Source organism: Pantoea sp. B566 (genome assembly GCF_024793925.1).
In the GTDB taxonomy this organism is placed as follows: domain Bacteria; phylum Pseudomonadota; class Gammaproteobacteria; order Enterobacterales; family Enterobacteriaceae; genus Pantoea; species Pantoea ananatis.
The window spans coordinates 3,956,030-3,972,667 of record NZ_JANUQL010000003.1 but is presented as its reverse complement, the minus strand read 5'-3'; the positions used below and the strand labels follow the sequence as shown (position 1 = coordinate 3,972,667).

The window sequence follows — 16,638 nt, the reverse complement described above, 5'->3', positions numbered from 1 at the left end:
ACGGTTTATTTATGAACAAAACCCTAACTAAAACTGATTATTTGATGCGACTGAGGCGCTGTCGTTCTATTGACACGCTAGAACGCGTAATTGAAAAAAATAAGTACGAATTACCCGATGAAGAATTAGCAGTATTTTACTCAGCAGCCGATCACCGCCTGGCTGAACTGACGATGAACAAGCTCTATGACAAAGTCCCGGTGTCAGTCTGGAAATTTGTACGCTAACCTATTTTGTATTACGTTTGATCTGATTTCACCAGCCCGTTTTTGCACAACTCGCCTGCCGGCAATGGAACGGCCCAGGCGAGATTCGCCTGTTTATCATCTGGGAAGAGGGATGTTTACGAGATGAAATGGTGGAGGCCCCGCCAGCTACATCCCGGCACACACGTCACCTGCTGCGGCTGCTTCCTTCCGGACCTGACCGAGTTCACAAGCTAGCATTGCGGGAGAACCAACAGGGCCCCCATTGACTAGCCCTCATTTCGAGAGCGCAGGCATTATCGGGGATGCCCCCGGCAATTGCAAGCCTGGTCGGGATGACCGTTGGTTTCTTGTACGATCGCCGATAATTAACCCTCAATGTGATAAAATTATCGCCTTTTCTCGGGCAGGTAAGTTTATGGACAGCTCTGACAGCTTCAAACAGCGAATCTGGCAAATCGTTGCCGCAATTCCTCCCGGCCGCGTCACGACCTATGGTGACGTCGCCCTGCTGGCGGGCTCGCCCAGAGCAGCGCGCCAGGTCGGTGGCGTCTTAAGCCGCTTACCTGAGGGCAGTACGCTTCCCTGGCACCGGGTGATTAATCGCCACGGTACTATTTCGCTGCAGGGCGATCGGTTATTTCGTCAGCGAGATGCGCTGGAGGCGGAAGGCGTTGAGGTGAGTGACGCCGGTGAGATTGATTTAGACCAATATCGCTGGCGATTTTAAGGCGTCAGGGCGGCGGCAATGCCGCCCTGATAGGGTTGCCCTGAGGCCTTACATGGTCGTCGGTGCCGGGACAGCGGCTGACGGTGTAACCTGCGTCGGTGACGTTGGCGGTACGCTCGTGGCTGCGCCTGGCTGCGTTGGCATCGCCATAGAGGGGACCGGTACTAACACCAGATCGGTTTTTGTTCCGCCCTGATTGATCACCGGTTTAACCTCTTCGGTAATGAAGGCCATCTTGCCATCAACCGTAATGGCAGCGCTTAACAGGATGCGTGCATTAGGCTGAATGTCGGCCGGGTTGAAAGGCAGCACAAAATGGAATGGCGCCTGCTTCCCTTCCGTGCGCACGACGCGCTGGGACAGCACTTTCGACGGAGCATCCGCAACCGATGCATCTGACAGCGTCACGGTCAGTGCAGCATTCGGCGGCAGCGCAATGCGCTGACGAATATAGACGGATCCACTGACGTTAGGCTGAGCAATCGTTGCTGTTTGTCCTGCAACCGCTGACCCTAAAGTCGGGGTTGGAACCGGTTTGCCTTTGTGTGCACAACCCGCGAGAGCCATCGCCATCGCTACGCCACTTAACACATGCCAGAATTTCATTGATGTCGTCTCCTTTTGATCAAAATGATTTTTAGCAGTGAATCTTCATTACAGCGTTTCACTCGCCGTATGTCTTTAATGTTGGCACAAAATCAAAAGTTTGCCTGGTCGGATGAAAGACCGAAAGTCTGATTGACGGAAACTGGTCGGATCTTTCACACTTAGGCAAATACTTATTATCAGGAAAGCGTCATGAGTCAGGCACTCGAAAATCTGCTTAATTTAATCCATCTGGAAAAAATCGAAGAAGGCCTCTTTCGCGGCCAGAGCGAAGATCTTGGCCTTCGTCAGGTCTTTGGCGGTCAGGTAGTGGGACAGGCACTTTTTGCGGCCAAACAGACCGTGCCGGAAGATCGCGTCATTCACTCATTCCACAGCTATTTTCTCCGGCCCGGCGACAGCCAGAAACCGATTATTTACGACGTGGAAAGCCTGCGTGACGGTAAAAGTTTTAGCGCCCGCCGGGTCAGCGCCATTCAAAATGGTCAGCCTATTTTTTATATGACGGCCTCTTTCCAGTCGCCGGAAAGCGGCTTTGAACATCAGAAACCCATGCCGCAGGTGAAAGGGCCTGATAATCTCCCCAACGAGCAGCAGATGGCGCAAAAAATGGCCCATATGCTGCCAGAAAAGCTGCGCGAGAAATTTATCGCCGAGCGTCCGCTGGAAATCCGCCCGGTACAGATCCACAACCCGTTACGAGGCCACGTTGATAAACCGCAGCGTCAGGTGTGGATTCGGGCTAACGGCACCCTGCCCGACGATTTACGCATCCATCAGTATCTACTGGGCTACGCTTCCGACCTTAACTTTTTGCCCGTGGCGCTGCAGCCCCATGGCAAAGGCTTTCTGGAATCCGATATGCAGGTGGCAACGATTGACCACTCTATGTGGTTTCACCGTGAGCTGAATTTTAACGACTGGCTGCTCTACAGCGTGGAGAGCACCTCTGCATCGGGCGCGCGGGGCTTTGTACGCGGTGAGTTTTACAACCAGCAAGGGGAACTGGTGGCGTCAACGGTTCAGGAAGGTGTGATGCGCCAGCGCAGCGAATAGTAAAAAGGGGCGAAATCGCCCCTTTTCTCTTATCGTTACAGATGAATTAATGGTTGTATGCGTTCTCGCCATGGCTGTTGACGTCCAGGCCTTCGCGCTCCTGCTCTTCCGGCACGCGCAACCCTACAATCATATCCGCCAGTTTAAAGCCAATGAAGGCCACCACGGCAGACCAGACGATAGTCACCCCTACGCTGAACAGCTGAACGGCAACCTGATGCCCCATAGTGACGCCTGGTGCATAGCCTACGCCGCCCAGAGAAGAGGACGCGAACACGCCCGTCAGGATACAGCCGATGATGCCACAGACGCCGTGAACGCCGAATACGTCACAAGGATCGTCAACCCGCAGCCATCTTTTCAGCGTTGTTACGCCCCAGATGCCCGCCAGACCACCGGCTAAACCGATAATTAACGCGCCACCGACGCCGACATAACCACAGGCTGGCGTAATGGCAACCAGACCCGCAATAAAACCAGAACAGGCACCTAACAGAGAAGGTTTACCGCGCAGCGCCCACTCGCCGAAGGTCCATGCCAGCACAGCAGCGGCAGTCGCCACAACGGTATTCAGGAAAGCCAGTGCGGCAATTTCGTTAGCTGCCGACGCCGAACCTGCGTTGAAGCCAAACCAGCCGACATACAGAATCGCGGTACCGGTAAAGACCATTGGCAGGTTGTGAGGTTTAAATGCCTCTTTGCCGAAGCCTGCACGTTTGCCCACCAGGTAAGCACCGACCAGTCCGGCAACCGCCGCGTTAATGTGCACAACCGTGCCGCCAGCAAAGTCCAGCGCGCCATCCTGAGCCAGTAAGCCGCCTGCCCAGACCATATGCGCGATAGGCAGATAAGCCAGCGTCAGCCATACCGCCACGAAAATCAGCACGGCTGAGAAACGAATACGTTCCGCAATGGCACCGACGATCAGCCCCACGGTAATACAGGCAAAGGACGCCTGGAAAGCCACATGGATGTATTGATAAAAGCTGCCCATTACCGCTGTCAGCGCAATGTTTTTCAGCATCACCCAGTTGAAGCTGCCAAAGAAAGCATTGCCTTCGCTAAAGGCCAGTGAGTAGCCATAAATCACCCACAGCACACATACCAGCGAAAAGGTGACCGCCACCTGAGTGAGCATAGAGAGCACGTTTTTACCGCGGATCAAGCCGCCGTAAAACAGCGCAATCCCGGGAATTGACATAAACAGCACCAGCGCAGTGCAAATCATCATAAAGGCGTTATCGGCTTTGTCTGCAACGGCAGGCGCAGCAGCCATTGCCAGCGACGGTAACAGTGCCAGGCTGGTGAGGCCCAACTTGGTCAGCATTTTATTCATTTTTTTTCCATCCCATCACATTACTGAGTCTTGTTTACAGTGCGGCTTCGTCGGTTTCGCCGGTACGTATGCGAATCACGCGCTGCAGTTCAGCAACGAAAATCTTGCCGTCGCCAATTTTTCCGGTGTAAGCCGATTTACTGATTACGTCCACCACTTCGTCCAGTTGGTCGTCTGCAATGGCGATATCAATTTTGACCTTGGGCAGAAAGTTCACGCTGTATTCCGCACCACGGTACAGTTCGGCGTGCCCTTTCTGACGTCCAAAACCTTTCACTTCGGAGACGGTCAGTCCCTGAATACCAATGGAGGATAATGCCTCTCGCACATCTTCCAGCTTGAACGGCTTAATTACGACGGTAACCAGCTTCATAGCCTCTCCTTAAGGAATTGAAATAAGTAAGTCTCATGGACACGCAGAGACTTAAGCAAAGGCTGTGCCAGATGTAAGTATTGTGCGAAATCCGTTATCAGGCCGCGACGGAATAAGGCTCAGGAAATGCTGAATATCGGTCTGGGAAAAACTGGGGGATTAATAAACGAAGCGGATGCACTCCTTTGGTGCTGTTACGCTCAAAGGTGTGCATCCTGACGGAACAATGGAGAAAAAGATGCGCAAAAAAGGTGCAATCACCCTGCGCTGACTAACGGTGCTGCCGATTCCAGTTCATCACCAACCTGTTGCAACTGATACATTTGCCAGTAGCGCCCTTCCTCTGCCAGCAGCTGCTGATGCGTGCCCTGCTCGACAACATGACCACGGTGCAGCACCAGTATGTTGTCTGCTTCGGTAATGGTGGAAAGACGGTGGGCGATAACCACCAGCGTCGTATGCTGACGCAGGGTGCGCAGCGTGTGCTGGATGGCCTGCTCTGTACCGGAATCGATATTTGCGGTGGCTTCATCAAGGATGAGAATCTGCGGCAGTTGTACCAGTACGCGTGCCAGCGCCAGTAATTGCTTTTGCCCCACCGACAGGTTATTCCCCTGTTCGCCCAGTCGGGTATGAATACCTGCAGGCAATGCCCGGGCCAGCGGCGCCAGCTGTACCTGCTCCAGCGCCGTCCACACGGCTTCTTCGCTGATATCCCGACCCAGCCGCACGTTGGCCAGCAGCGTGTCGGCCAGTACGACCGGATCCTGCTGTACCATCGCGATGCTGCGTCGTAGCGCCTCGTGGGAATATTGCCCCAACGGACGATCGTCCAGACGGACTTCACCGCGCGTCACCGGATAGTAGCCCATTAACAGGTTTGCCAGCGTGCTCTTGCCGCTGCCGGTATGACCGACCAGAGCGACAAAGCCGCGTGAAGGCACATCCAGCGAGATGTTGCTTAGCACGTCACGATCATCGCGATAGGCAAAGCTCAGGTTATCCAGCGTAATGCGTCCGGACGCCATGGGTCGATCGCTGTCACCATAGTGCTGCTGGGGCGCATCCATCAGTTCAAAAATACGCTCGCCCGCGACAACCGCCTGCTGCAACATCGACTGCTGCGTAGTGAGTTCGATTAAGGGCTCGTTAAGCCGTCCCAGATAGGTGATAAACGCGTACAGCACCCCGACTTCGAAAACGCCGGGCATTGAGAAACTGAATAACAGCAGCAGCCCGCACAGCACCAGCGCCGAAAACAGGCTTAAAAGCGGCCGTAACAGGAAGCCATCGAGCCGCAGGGTTTCCATGCGCGCCAGATAGTGAGAGCGGCTGGCTTCCCCCATGCGTTCGCCAAAACGTGCCTGCTGGCGGAACTGCTGAATCACGCTCATCCCGCTAATCACTTCGTTAAAACCGTTGTTGATATCGGCCAGATAGCTGCGAACGCGACGCGCTATCGGTGTACTGAAGCGCTGATAAATCAGCATGACGATGAGCACCATAGGGAAAATCAACATCGCCACCAGCGCCATGCGCCAGTCCAGGCTGAACATGGCCACCATCATTGCGCCCACCAGCGCGGCGCTGCGCAGGACCGTCGCGACAACGGTCACATACAGATCCCGGACGACTTCCGTGTCGTTGGTGACCCGGGAAATCAACTGCCCCACCGGCTGGGTATCAAACGCAGCGAGTGGCTGACGCAGCGCCGCGTTCATGGCATCGGTGCGTAAACGCTGCACCACGCCAATCGCGGCCTGGTTAAACAGTAACGCCTGCCCGTAATGCAGGGCGGCGGCCAGCAGCTGCAGCAGAATAAAACTCACGACCAGTCCTGCCACGATGCCCCAGGGCATTTGATGCTTCGCCACCAGATTATCGATGAAATAACTCACCAGAACCGGGCCGGTGACTTCGGCGGCGGCGGCAATCCAGAGCATCAACACGGCCAGCGACAGCGATTTGCGCCACGGTTTACCGTAGCTCAGCAGGCGTTTAAGTGTTGGCCACATACGTTGTGACTTAGCCATGCGGCACTCCTTTTTCCGTTTCATCATCATCCATTGCGGCTTCCAGTTGCTGATAGCGATACATATCCCGATACCAGCCCGCCGCGTTGGTCAGGGCAGCGTGGTCGCCTCGCTGCGCCACGGTGCCCTGATGCAGCACCAGAATCTCGCTGGCTTCCGTGAGTGCCGACAGGCGGTGGGCGCTGATGATCAACGTGCGCCCTTTGCCCCACAGGCGCAGATTATGCAAAATTTCGTGTTCTGTGCGTCCGTCCACGGCCGACAGCGCATCGTCCAGAACCAGGATCTCCGCATCAAGCAGCAGGGCACGGGCGATTGAAATACGCTGTTTCTGACCGCCGGACAGCATGACTCCGCGCTCCCCGACTTCGGTTTCGTAGCCTTGCGGCAGGCGTAAGATATCGTCATGGACGCAGGCCATTTTTGCCGCCTGCTCAATATCCTCCTGACTGGCATCCGGCCTGCCCAGCGCAATGTTATTGGCCACGCTGTCGGAAAACAGAAACGGCGTCTGGCTGACGACGGCGAGACGGCTGCGCCAGCTGTCCAGCCGCAGCTGTGGCAGCGGGATGGAATGGTAGCAGATATCCCCCTGCTGAATATCGAAGTGACGCTGAATCAAACTCAGCAAGGTCGTTTTACCACTGCCGGTCGGGCCGCACAGGCCCAGCATATCGCCCGGCTTGAGTTGAAATTCAACCTGGCTCAGTATCGCACCTGAACTGGCGGGATAGCTGAATTCGCGAATCGAGACCTGTAACGTTCCGGCCCTGTCAGGCAAGGTTTTATCACCGTCCTCAACGACCGGTGCCTCAGAAAGCAGCGCACGAATTCGGCTCCAGGCAGCACTGCCACGCTCAACAATGTTAAACATCCATGCCAGCGCCAGCATCGGCCAGATCATCAATCCCAGGTACATGACAAAGCTGGTGAGCTGCCCCAGCGTCATTTGATCATGCCACACCAGCCAGCTTCCGCCGCCAATCGCAAGCAGGTTGGCAAAGCCAATCGCGATATAAATGGTGGGATCAAAACGCGCATCCACTCGCGCAACGCGCAGGTTTTTCTCTCCGGTATCACGTGCAATATCGGCGAACTGCGCCGACTGATGTTGCTCCAGCCCAAATGCCTTAATCATTCGGATGCTGGTAAGGCTCTCTTGCGTCTGATCGTTCAGGCTGGAAAAGGCCGCCTGCGCCAGTTTGAAACGGTTATGCAGCTGCTCGCCATAGCGGTGAATGACCAACGCCATGAATGGCATCGGTATTAGCGATATCAGCGTCAGCTGCCAGCTGATTTGTGTACTCATGGCAATTAACACAACGCATCCCATGACCAGAGAATCCACCAGCGTCAGCACGCCTTCACCGGCAGCAAAAACCACCCGATCGACGTCGTTGGTGGCGCGGGCAATGAGATCGCCGGTTCGGTGACGCAGGTAAAACGCCGGCTGCTGACGGCTGAGCTGACGATAAAAATCCTCTCGCAGCTCAACGGCCAGTTGGTAGGATGCGCCAAACAGCAGCACGCGCCAGACATAGCGCAGCAGATAAACCACCACGGCGGTCAGCAGCATAATGCCAATCCACATCAGGATGCGCCGGGCATCCATGTTTTGGTGGGTCACGCCGTCCACAATCACCCCGACAATCCACGGCGGCAGCAACTGCAGAACGGCAATAACGATCAGTAAGGTGACGGCGCCCAGATAACGCCGCCACTCACGGATAAAATACCAACTTAACTGGCTGAATAATCGCACAAGGCTGCTCTCAATCTCAGATACTCAGGGGCCAACAGGCAGGGCTGTCGTGTATTTAATCTCTTCCATCGCGAAGCTGGAGGTCACATCGATCAGGCCTGTTACACCATTAACTAAACGCTTATAAAAGGCATCATAACTTTTCATGTCGGCAACCTGAATACGCAGTAAATAATCGTACTCACCGGCCATACGGTAAAAGCCCATCACTTCCGGCATGCTCTGCACCACCGAGACGAACTCCTGATACCAGGCTTTGCTGTGCTGGGTGGTTTTGACAAACATAAAGGCCGTGAGAGAGAGGCCAAGCTTTTCATTATCCAGCAGAGCGACCCGTCCGCGAATAATGCCGTCTTCTTCCAGCTTTTTAAGGCGCTTCCAACAGGGCGTCGTGGTGAGATTAACCGCATCTGCCAGTACCTGGAGTGAAGTGGTGCAGTCCTGCTGCAGCATAGCCAACAGTTTAAGGTCAATTTTATCTGGCATACGGCCCTCCGGTAGAAATATTTTCTCCATTACCGCCATTTTAACGCAAAACCAGTAAGCTCTTTTTCCTACACGTGCCTTAAAATAATGACTTTCATCCGACCGGAAATGAACGCCATGTCAACATGCTGGGTACGCCACGCGATTAACGAAATTAACGCTGATTTTCAACGCTCAGCGGACACACACTTAATTCGCTTCAGTTTGCCGGATTTTCCGGGCATCAGGTTCTATCTCAAAGATGAAAGCACGCATCCCAGCGGAAGTCTGAAACATCGTCTGGCGCGCTCTCTGTTTCTGTACGCGTTGGCCAACGGTTGGATTAAACAAGATACGCCGGTTATTGAGGCATCTTCGGGCAGTACGGCCGTGTCTGAAGCCTATTTTGCCCGCCTGCTGGGCTTGCCTTTTATTGCCGTCATGCCCGCCAGCACCGCGAAGCTTAAAATTGAGCAGATCACCTTTTACGGCGGTCAGTGTCACTTTGTCAGCGATCCCTGTCAGCTCTATGCAGAATCCGAGCGCCTCGCTCGGGAACTGAACGGCCATTTTATGGATCAGTTTACCTACGCGGAACGGGCCACCGACTGGCGCGGCAACAACAACATTGCTGAAAGCATCTTCCGTCAGATGGCAAACGAACCCTTTCCCGTTCCTCACACCCTGATTATGAGTGCCGGCACTGGCGGTACCTCGGCCACGCTGGGACGCTATATTCGCTATCAGGGATGCGATACGCGATTACTGGTCGTTGATCCGCAGCATTCCGTTTTTTATGACTACTGGCACAACCGTGACGCCACCCTGACCAGCAATCGTGGCAGCATGATTGAAGGCATTGGTCGTCCACGCGTCGAGCCTTCCTTTATGCCCGATGTGATTGACGAAATGCTTCGCGTACCGGATGGCGCATCAATTGCCGCCATGCTGAAGCTGGAAACGCTACTGGGACGCAAACCGGGCCCGTCTACCGGCACCAACTTCTGGGGCATGATGCAGGTGGCAAAACGCTTACGCGATAACCACGAGCAGGGCTCGCTGGTGACACTGCTGTGCGACAGCGGAGAACGTTATCCTGATACTTACTATCAACCTGAGTGGGTTGCCGAGCACATTGGCGATATTACGCCCTGGCAGCGCGAACTGGGCTAGTGCGCTATCAGACCTTGACTAACGGGGTTAAGAAGCGCCAGATCGGGCCAGTTATTGCCCCTGCAGCTGTTCAGCCGCGCGTTCAGGTATTACCATAAGCACCAATTTTTATTATTGGGACGTGCCATGAAACGCGCCGTTGTCGTATTTAGCGGTGGACAAGACTCCACCACCTGCCTGGTTCAGGCCCTACAGCATTACGATGAAGTGCACTGTGTGACCTTCGACTATGGTCAACGTCATCGTGAAGAGATTGACGTGGCCCGGGATCTTTCCTTAAGACTGGGCGCCCGAGCGCACAAGGTACTCGATGTGACCATGCTGAATGAACTGGCCGTCAGCAGCCTGACGCGCGACAGCATTCCGGTTCCCGCTTATGATCCCGAGGCTAGCGGCCTGCCGAGCACTTTTGTACCGGGCCGCAATATTCTGTTTCTGACCCTGGCCTCGGTTTACGCGTATCAGGTTGAAGCGGAAGCCGTCATCACCGGCGTTTGCGAAACCGACTTCTCCGGTTATCCCGACTGTCGCGACGAGTTCGTCAAAGCGCTTAACCACGCGATCGGCCTTGGCATGGCGCGCGATGTTCGTTTTGAAACCCCGTTGATGTGGCTTAATAAAGCCGAAACCTGGGCGCTGGCCGATTACTGGCAGCAGCTTACGTTGATCCGCGAAGAGACGCTCACCTGTTATAACGGCATCAAAGGTGACGGCTGTGGCGAATGTGCCGCCTGTCATCTGCGCTCAAACGGCCTGAATGCTTATCTGCAGGATCGCCCCGGTATTATGGCAGCCATGAAGGCAAAAACCGGTTTGCCGTAACCTCGGGCGCGGCGGCGACAGATAGCCGCCGCCCTGATGACATGAGTTATGACATCAGTTAAGACATCAGTCTTTCCAGTCGCTGCCGCAGTTCGCCTTCCAGCGGGACGGCTTTCTGGGAACGCAGGTCGATGCACACGAAGGTCAGTGCCGCATCTGCAACAACAGTCTCACCACCCGCTAAAAGAACCCGCTGAGAAATGATGCCGCTTTTTCCATTAAGCTGCGTGATGTCGCTGCTGATCTCCAGTACATCGCCCAGCACCGCCGGGCGACGATAATTGATGTTGATGTTGACCACCACAAAGGCCAGTTTCTGCTCAAGCAACCAATTAAAGGCGTCCGCTTCTTCCAGCCATTGCCAGCGCGCTTCTTCTAAAAACTCCAGATAACGAGCATTGTTAACATGCTGATAGACATCCAGATGATAGCCGCGCACTTTTATCGTGGTCTGCATTCCTGTTCTCCTGCTGCTATAGATTAACTGGTTGGACCTGTTCACTTTAGCAGAGTCCGCCCGTAACAGCAGGTTAAGCATCAGAGTTGCGCATCACTTCACAATTTCAGACGCGACAGGTTTCTCTCAACCAGGGCATTGCCAAAGCCGGGCACCTCTTTCAGTTGATCGATAGCCGTAAACGGCCCGTACTCTTCACGATAGCTGACGATAGACTGCGCCTTCTTGAGGCCCACCCCGTTCATCGCCTTTGATAGCTGCTCTGCCGTCGCGTCGTTTATGCTGACCAGCTCCTGCTGCGGCATGGAAACCTGCGCGGCCTGGGTTTCACTTGGGGTTTCTGCCGCTGAAAGAGGCATTTGATACAGCGCGCCACACAGGGCGAGGGAAAGATAAAAGGCGTGTAAGTTGGGTTTAGCCATGCTGTGTTTCTCCTTGTGTTAAACAGCAGGCTCAGGTTGTCACGACAATAACCTGCCCTCAAACGGCAAAGGTTAAAAATGGAAAAGGCCGCATAAGCGGCCTTGGGTTGTTTCAGTCATTATCTGAAATTTGCGAGGATCACTGCATCTGCTGGGCAGCGGCACCGTATTTGATTTTGGCCTCTTTACGCAGATTTTGCAGCAATGCTTCAAAGGCAAGCTGCGCGTTGTTCTGCGTGACGCCTTTGACCATTTCATTAATCTGCGCCTGTGGCATCGTACCGGTGCTGACCTTATCCACCGCCACCAGAACCACATTGCCCTGCATATCTTCGCTGACGCCCCAGGAGGGTTTGTTATCCTCAGGCTGTGGCAGGTTAAAGGCAGCCTGTGCCACCGGATCCTGCGTATTTCGATCAACCGTTTTACTGGCGCTCAGGGTCAGGCCTGCCGCTTTAAGCACATCTTGTTTTCCGGCTTTGAGGTCGGCTAACAGTTTATCGGCCTGGGCTTTAGCCTGCTGCGTCGCTTTGTCGTGTTTCAACGTGTCGATAATCTGTGCTTTAACCTTCTCCAGCGGTTCAACCGCTTCAGGTTTGTGCTCACTGATACGCAACACGAAGGCACGATCGCCATCCACACTGATGATGTCAGAGTTATTACCTGGCGCGCCATTTTGTCCAACAAGCCCGCCGTTGAAAATTGCCTGTTTCACCGCGTCAAAATCGAGATCTTTCGGCACGTCGTCACGGCTAAACCAGCCCGTTTCTGTGGCTTTCATGCCCGACGCCTGCTCCGCGCCCGCAAGAGACTCATTATCATTGCTGGCCGCTTCACTCACCTTCTGCTGCAGCTTATAGAAGGCATCCACTGCTTTTTCCTGCTTGACCTCATCCGCCACCTCACTACGCACGTCGGCCAGCGGCTTGACCTGCTCAGGGATGATATCGTCGAGGCGCGCGATCAGGAAGCCAACGGAAGACTTGATCACGCCTGACAGCTGGCCTTTCTCTTTCAGTCCGGCATTTTTCAGCTCATCCGGCGTGGTAGAAGGTTCCAGCCAGCCCATATCGCCGCCTTTGCGGGCAGAAATCGGGTCAATGGATTTGGTTTTCGCCAGTTCGGCAAAATCAGCACCGCTTTTCAGCTGAGCCAGAATGGCGTTGGCATCGGCTTCCGTTTTGGTCTGAATGACGCTGTAGCGATCGCGCTGTGGCTGGGTGTAATCCGCTTTATGCTGATCGTACCAGGCCTGAATATCCGCATCGCTGGCGTTTTCCTGCATGCCTGCCGCATCCAGTTTGATATAGCTGACCCGGAACTGTTCAGGCGCCATAAAGCTGTTTTTATGCTGCTGATAATACTGGTTGATCTCGTCATCGTTGACGGTCTGCTTCGCCGCAAGTGCATTCACGTCCAGGGTTGCGGTCTGAATATCGCGCTTCTGCGCCACCAAATCCACCAGCTTGCTGGTTTCATTTTTCAGCATAAAGTCGGTGTTGGCGATGGCGTTGATGAGCTGCTGTGTCGCCAGCTGCTTGCGCAGCGCTTCCGCATACTGGTCGGCAGTAAAGCCCATGTTGCCGATCATCGCGTTATATTTGGCGTTATCAAACTTACCGTTCGTCTGGAAAGCAGCCTGATTGAAAATCGCCTGCTTAACCTGATCGTCACTGATGGCAATGTGCAGATCTTTGATGTAGCTGTCCAGTAAGGCCTGATCGATCAGCTGCGACAGCGCCTGCTGGCGCATCTGCTGCATGTAACCATCGTTACCTGCAAGCTGCGAGAACTGGTCGCCCAGCATCTGCTGCTGGCGGTTACGTTCGCTGTTAAATGCCTGATCTAACTGCGCCCGGCTGATCTCCTGACCGTTCACTTTGGCCGCATAATCATTGTTGCCGCCAATCAGATAGTTGCCAACGCCGGTCAGCACAAAGGAGAGAATGATCAACCCCAAAATAATCTTGAGCACGACATGGTTCGACGCCGCGCGTAAATTGTCCATCATGGTATGACAACACTCCGCTGTAGTGTGAATGTAAAGCCCTGTCGCAATAACGCCCTCTTCCCGGCGCATTACTCAGCTGCAAATCTTGCTGGCAGCAATAATCCTGTTGAGACAAGCCTTGCGACCTTTACTGCCTCTCTGGATATAAAAAAAGGCACATCTTATCGATGTGCCCGTATGTTACATGAGAACGCGTTAACCGTCCTCTAATCCACTCAAGAAAATGTGTTAATGAGTGGTGGCGTTGTCATTAGTTGACAGCGTCTTTCAGTGCTTTACCTGCACGGAAACCCGGTACTTTACCTGCCGGGATAGTGATCTCTTTACCGGTTTGTGGGTTACGGCCTGTGCGCGCTGCGCGCTCACGTACTGAGAAAGTGCCGAATCCCACCAGCGCCACTTCATCTCCGCCTTTCAGCGCATCAGAAACAGAGCCCATAAATGCATCTAACACACGTCCTGCTGCTGCTTTAGAAATATCGGCATCGGCAGCAATTTTATCGATCAGTTGTGACTTATTCACTCTATTCATCCCCTCTTTATTATTTCACATCGTACCCACGCTTCCTGTCGGGTACGAACGCGCAGCAAGTTATATCAAGCCTTATAAGCTGAAACAACGGTAATCCTCTTATAACGATGGTTCAGCAGCCACCTAAATTAGCGGCACAAAAAAAAGCTGGCAAGCACCAATTGGTGTTGCCAGCTCTGCTTTTTAACGGTTTATGCCATTAATCACTATTTTGCGGTAGCGACCTGCATGCCGTAAGGCGCGTTTTCCAGTGCAAGGTTCAATACTTCTTCGATGCGCTTAACCGGATGGATTTCCAAATCGGCAATCACGTTCTGTGGAATTTCTTCCAGATCGCGCTTGTTCTCGTCCGGAATCAGGACCACTTTAATGCCACCACGGTGCGCTGCCAGCAGCTTCTCTTTCAGTCCACCAATCGGCAGCACCTGACCACGCAGCGTGATCTCGCCGGTCATCGCCACATTTGACCGCACCGGGTTACCCGTCAGACAGGACACCAGCGCCGTACACATCGCAATACCGGCACTCGGTCCATCCTTCGGTGTTGCCCCTTCTGGTACGTGCACGTGGATATCACGTTTTTCGTAAAAGTCACCGTTGATACCCAGTTTCTCTGCACGTGCGCGCACGACGGTCAGGGCGGCCTGAATCGACTCCTGCATCACTTCACCCAGTGAACCGGTATAGGTCAGTTTCCCTTTACCCGGTACACAGGCGGTTTCGATTGTCAGCAAATCCCCGCCCACTTCTGTCCAGGCAAGACCGGTTACCTGGCCTACACGGTTTTCGCTGTCCGCACGACCATAGTCAAAACGCTGAACGCCAAGGAAATCCTTGAGGTTCTCACCATTGATGGTGATGTGCTTTTTGGTTTTATCCATCAGCAGCGTCTTCACGGCTTTACGGCACAGTTTGGACAGTTCACGTTCCAGGCTACGTACGCCGGCTTCACGCGTGTAATAACGAATGATGCCCACAATCGCGCTGTCTTCAACGCTGATCTCAGCGGCTTTCAAGGCATTGCGCTCAATCTGCTTCGGCAGCAAATGCTGTTTCGCGATGTTGAGCTTTTCGTCTTCGGTATAACCCGACAGGCGAATCACCTCCATACGATCCAGCAGCGGTGCCGGAATATTCATGGAGTTTGACGTTGCCACGAACATCACATCGGAGAGATCGTAATCCACTTCCAGATAGTGATCGTTAAACGCGATATTCTGTTCCGGATCCAGCACTTCCAGCAATGCGGATGCCGGATCGCCGCGCATATCCGAGGACATTTTGTCGATTTCATCCAACAGGAACAGCGGGTTTTTCACCCCCACTTTCGCCATTTTCTGGATCAACTTGCCCGGCATTGAGCCAATATAGGTGCGGCGGTGACCACGGATTTCCGCTTCATCGCGCACGCCGCCCAAGGCCATACGAACGTATTTACGGCCAGTCGCTTTTGCGATGGACTGCCCCAGCGAGGTTTTACCCACGCCCGGCGGTCCGACCAGGCAAAGAATCGGCCCTTTGATTTTGCTGACGCGACTTTGCACCGCAAGGTACTCAAGGATACGGTCTTTCACGCGTTCCAGACCATAGTGGTCCGTGTCCAGCGTTTCCTGGGCTTTGCGCAGGTCTTTCTTCACTTTGCTGCGCGCGTTCCACGGAACCTGCACCATCCAGTCGATGTAGCCGCGCACCACTGTTGCCTCTGCAGACATAGGCGACATCATTTTCAGCTTCTGCAGTTCGGCTTCGGCTTTTTCACGCGCTTCCTGCGGCATTTTAGCCGCATCGATTTTGCGTTTTAACGCTTCGTACTCGTCAGGCGTATCATCCATCTCGCCTAACTCTTTCTGAATGGCCTTCATCTGCTCATTCAGGTAGTACTCACGCTGGCTCTTTTCCATCTGCTTTTTCACGCGGTTGCGTATGCGTTTTTCAACCTGCAGCAGATCGATCTCAGACTCCATCATCGCCATCAGATATTCCAGACGCTCGTTAACGTCTGACATCTCCAGCACGGACTGTTTGTCCGCGAGTTTCAATGGCATATGCGCCGCAACCGTATCCGCCAGGCGCGCCGCATCATCAATATTGTTCAGGGAGGTTAAGACCTCAGGCGGGATCTTTTTATTCAGCTTGATGTAACCTTCAAACTGATTGATCGCCGTGCGCACCAGCACTTCCTGCTCACGCTCTTCGATCTCTGGTGAAACCAGATATTCAGCCTGGGCTACAAAGTGATCGCCGTTGTCGGCAAGCGTCGTGATGTTGGCACGCTGCAAGCCTTCAACCAGCACTTTCACCGTACCGTCTGGCAGTTTTAGCATCTGCAAAACGGAGGCGATGGTACCCACTGAAAAAAGATCGTTTATGCCAGGTTCATCCGTTGAAGCCTCTTTCTGTGCGACCAGCATGATCTTTTTATCATGATCCATTGCGGCTTCGAGGCACCGAATTGATTTTTCCCGGCCAACAAACAACGGAATTACCATGTGCGGATAAACTACCACGTCGCGCAAAGGCAAGACGGGGATTTCAATGCGTTCAGAACGCTCAGGATTCATAGAGCTCTCTCTTAGTTTCGTGTCCGCCAGGTGATGGGTACCGCAAAGGCAGGTATGCGGTTAAACCCACAGGTGTCTGAGTATATGGGGATG

16 protein-coding genes and 1 other RNA gene are annotated in these 16,638 nt (G+C 53.9%); 5 read left to right on the top strand and 12 right to left on the bottom strand.

The features are described 5' to 3' along the window. The first annotated feature begins 11 nt into the window (after nt 1–11). Nucleotides 12–227 (top strand): HHA domain-containing protein, encoded by a 216-nt coding sequence (locus NYE92_RS20105; protein WP_013024903.1) that lies wholly within the window; start codon nt 12–14, stop codon nt 225–227. A gap of 138 nt (nt 228–365) precedes the next feature. Here NYE92_RS20105 and ffs read toward each other — a convergent pair. Then, an RNA gene (ffs, locus tag NYE92_RS20100) (signal recognition particle sRNA small type) lies at nt 366–462 on the bottom strand. A gap of 162 nt (nt 463–624) precedes the next feature. On the opposite strand from ffs, the gene NYE92_RS20095 reads away from it, so the two are divergent. Next, on the top strand, nt 625–936 hold the full coding sequence (locus NYE92_RS20095) for an MGMT family protein (RefSeq protein ID WP_014606432.1): 312 nt from the start codon (nt 625–627) through the stop codon (nt 934–936). A gap of 48 nt (nt 937–984) precedes the next feature. Here the strand turns inward: NYE92_RS20095 and NYE92_RS20090 are convergent, their stop codons facing one another. Continuing rightward, nucleotides 985–1,542 (bottom strand): YbaY family lipoprotein, encoded by a 558-nt coding sequence (locus NYE92_RS20090; RefSeq protein ID WP_013024901.1) that lies wholly within the window; start codon nt 1,540–1,542, stop codon nt 985–987. A 192-nt stretch (nt 1,543–1,734) separates the two neighbouring features. Between NYE92_RS20090 and tesB the strand changes: the two genes are divergently transcribed. Next, nucleotides 1,735–2,598, top strand: coding sequence for an acyl-CoA thioesterase II (tesB, locus tag NYE92_RS20085; protein WP_014606434.1), 864 nt, complete (start codon nt 1,735–1,737; stop codon nt 2,596–2,598). Nucleotides 2,599–2,644: 46 nt separating this feature from the next. Here the strand turns inward: tesB and amtB are convergent, their stop codons facing one another. The 5 genes from amtB to NYE92_RS20060 all read right to left on the bottom strand — a co-directional run bounded on the left by amtB (nt 2,645) and on the right by NYE92_RS20060 (nt 8,588). Then, a complete protein-coding gene (amtB, locus tag NYE92_RS20080; protein WP_014606435.1) occupies nt 2,645–3,934 on the bottom strand; it encodes an ammonium transporter AmtB in 1,290 nt (429 codons plus the stop codon). 34 nt (nt 3,935–3,968) lie between these two features. Beyond that, nucleotides 3,969–4,307 carry a P-II family nitrogen regulator gene (gene glnK / locus NYE92_RS20075; protein ID WP_013024898.1) on the bottom strand — a complete coding sequence of 113 codons (339 nt, stop codon included), beginning with the start codon at nt 4,305–4,307 and terminating at the stop codon, nt 3,969–3,971. A 257-nt stretch (nt 4,308–4,564) separates the two neighbouring features. Beyond that, nucleotides 4,565–6,340, bottom strand: a complete 1,776-nt coding sequence (locus NYE92_RS20070; RefSeq protein WP_022622656.1) for a SmdB family multidrug efflux ABC transporter permease/ATP-binding protein — start codon at nt 6,338–6,340, stop codon at nt 4,565–4,567. Continuing rightward, the gene (locus tag NYE92_RS20065) at nt 6,333–8,102 is read right to left on the bottom strand and encodes a SmdA family multidrug ABC transporter permease/ATP-binding protein (RefSeq protein ID WP_259019386.1); all 1,770 of its coding nucleotides are present in this window, start codon (nt 8,100–8,102) and stop codon (nt 6,333–6,335) included. Before NYE92_RS20065 ends, NYE92_RS20070 begins: the two co-directional genes overlap by 8 nt. A 24-nt stretch (nt 8,103–8,126) precedes the next feature. Next, on the bottom strand, nt 8,127–8,588 hold the full coding sequence (locus NYE92_RS20060; RefSeq protein WP_015700832.1) for an Lrp/AsnC family transcriptional regulator: 462 nt from the start codon (nt 8,586–8,588) through the stop codon (nt 8,127–8,129). A gap of 117 nt (nt 8,589–8,705) precedes the next feature. Here NYE92_RS20060 and NYE92_RS20055 point away from each other — a divergent pair, with 117 nt between their 5' ends. Together NYE92_RS20055 and queC are read left to right on the top strand one after the other, a co-directional pair. Beyond that, complete coding sequence (locus NYE92_RS20055; protein ID WP_259019385.1) at nt 8,706–9,740, top strand: PLP-dependent cysteine synthase family protein; 1,035 nt, start codon at nt 8,706–8,708, stop codon at nt 9,738–9,740. 126 nt (nt 9,741–9,866) lie between these two features. Further along, nucleotides 9,867–10,562: a 7-cyano-7-deazaguanine synthase QueC gene (gene queC, locus NYE92_RS20050; RefSeq protein WP_029568493.1), complete on the top strand. Its 696-nt coding sequence runs from the start codon at nt 9,867–9,869 to the stop codon at nt 10,560–10,562. Nucleotides 10,563–10,620: 58 nt separating this feature from the next. Here the strand turns inward: queC and NYE92_RS20045 are convergent, their stop codons facing one another. From NYE92_RS20045 to lon, 5 genes are all read right to left on the bottom strand, one after another. Continuing rightward, nucleotides 10,621–11,019: a thioesterase family protein gene (locus NYE92_RS20045; RefSeq protein WP_014606439.1), complete on the bottom strand. Its 399-nt coding sequence runs from the start codon at nt 11,017–11,019 to the stop codon at nt 10,621–10,623. Nucleotides 11,020–11,117: 98 nt separating this feature from the next. After that, entirely contained in the window at nt 11,118–11,441 is a 324-nt protein-coding gene (locus NYE92_RS20040; RefSeq protein ID WP_013024891.1) for a helix-hairpin-helix domain-containing protein, read from the bottom strand. A gap of 139 nt (nt 11,442–11,580) precedes the next feature. Then, nucleotides 11,581–13,452, bottom strand: a complete 1,872-nt coding sequence (gene ppiD / locus NYE92_RS20035) for a peptidylprolyl isomerase (RefSeq protein ID WP_015700835.1) — start codon at nt 13,450–13,452, stop codon at nt 11,581–11,583. Nucleotides 13,453–13,702: 250 nt separating this feature from the next. Continuing rightward, nucleotides 13,703–13,975, bottom strand: a complete 273-nt coding sequence (gene hupB / locus NYE92_RS20030; RefSeq protein ID WP_014606441.1) for a nucleoid-associated protein HU-beta — start codon at nt 13,973–13,975, stop codon at nt 13,703–13,705. A gap of 215 nt (nt 13,976–14,190) precedes the next feature. Further along, complete coding sequence (lon, locus tag NYE92_RS20025; protein ID WP_013024888.1) at nt 14,191–16,545, bottom strand: endopeptidase La; 2,355 nt, start codon at nt 16,543–16,545, stop codon at nt 14,191–14,193. Nucleotides 16,546–16,638: the final 93 nt, after the last annotated feature.

Excerpts from the sequence above, each read along its gene's own strand:
- glnK (WP_013024898.1), bottom strand. The coding sequence starts at position 4,307 with ATGAAGCTGGTTACCGTCGTAATTAAGCCGTTCAAGCTGGAAGATGTG.
- lon (WP_013024888.1), bottom strand. The coding sequence starts at position 16,545 with ATGAATCCTGAGCGTTCTGAACGCATTGAAATCCCCGTCTTGCCTTTG.
- NYE92_RS20095 (WP_014606432.1), top strand. The coding sequence starts at position 625 with ATGGACAGCTCTGACAGCTTCAAACAGCGAATCTGGCAAATCGTTGCC.
- NYE92_RS20040 (WP_013024891.1), bottom strand. The coding sequence starts at position 11,441 with ATGGCTAAACCCAACTTACACGCCTTTTATCTTTCCCTCGCCCTGTGT.
- amtB (WP_014606435.1), bottom strand. The coding sequence starts at position 3,934 with ATGAATAAAATGCTGACCAAGTTGGGCCTCACCAGCCTGGCACTGTTA.
- queC (WP_029568493.1), top strand. The coding sequence starts at position 9,867 with ATGAAACGCGCCGTTGTCGTATTTAGCGGTGGACAAGACTCCACCACC.
- NYE92_RS20045 (WP_014606439.1), bottom strand. The coding sequence starts at position 11,019 with ATGCAGACCACGATAAAAGTGCGCGGCTATCATCTGGATGTCTATCAG.
- NYE92_RS20055 (WP_259019385.1), top strand. The coding sequence starts at position 8,706 with ATGTCAACATGCTGGGTACGCCACGCGATTAACGAAATTAACGCTGAT.
- NYE92_RS20070 (WP_022622656.1), bottom strand. The coding sequence starts at position 6,340 with ATGGCTAAGTCACAACGTATGTGGCCAACACTTAAACGCCTGCTGAGC.
- ppiD (WP_015700835.1), bottom strand. The coding sequence starts at position 13,452 with ATGATGGACAATTTACGCGCGGCGTCGAACCATGTCGTGCTCAAGATT.
- NYE92_RS20060 (WP_015700832.1), bottom strand. The coding sequence starts at position 8,588 with ATGCCAGATAAAATTGACCTTAAACTGTTGGCTATGCTGCAGCAGGAC.
- NYE92_RS20090 (WP_013024901.1), bottom strand. The coding sequence starts at position 1,542 with ATGAAATTCTGGCATGTGTTAAGTGGCGTAGCGATGGCGATGGCTCTC.
- tesB (WP_014606434.1), top strand. The coding sequence starts at position 1,735 with ATGAGTCAGGCACTCGAAAATCTGCTTAATTTAATCCATCTGGAAAAA.
- NYE92_RS20105 (WP_013024903.1), top strand. The coding sequence starts at position 12 with ATGAACAAAACCCTAACTAAAACTGATTATTTGATGCGACTGAGGCGC.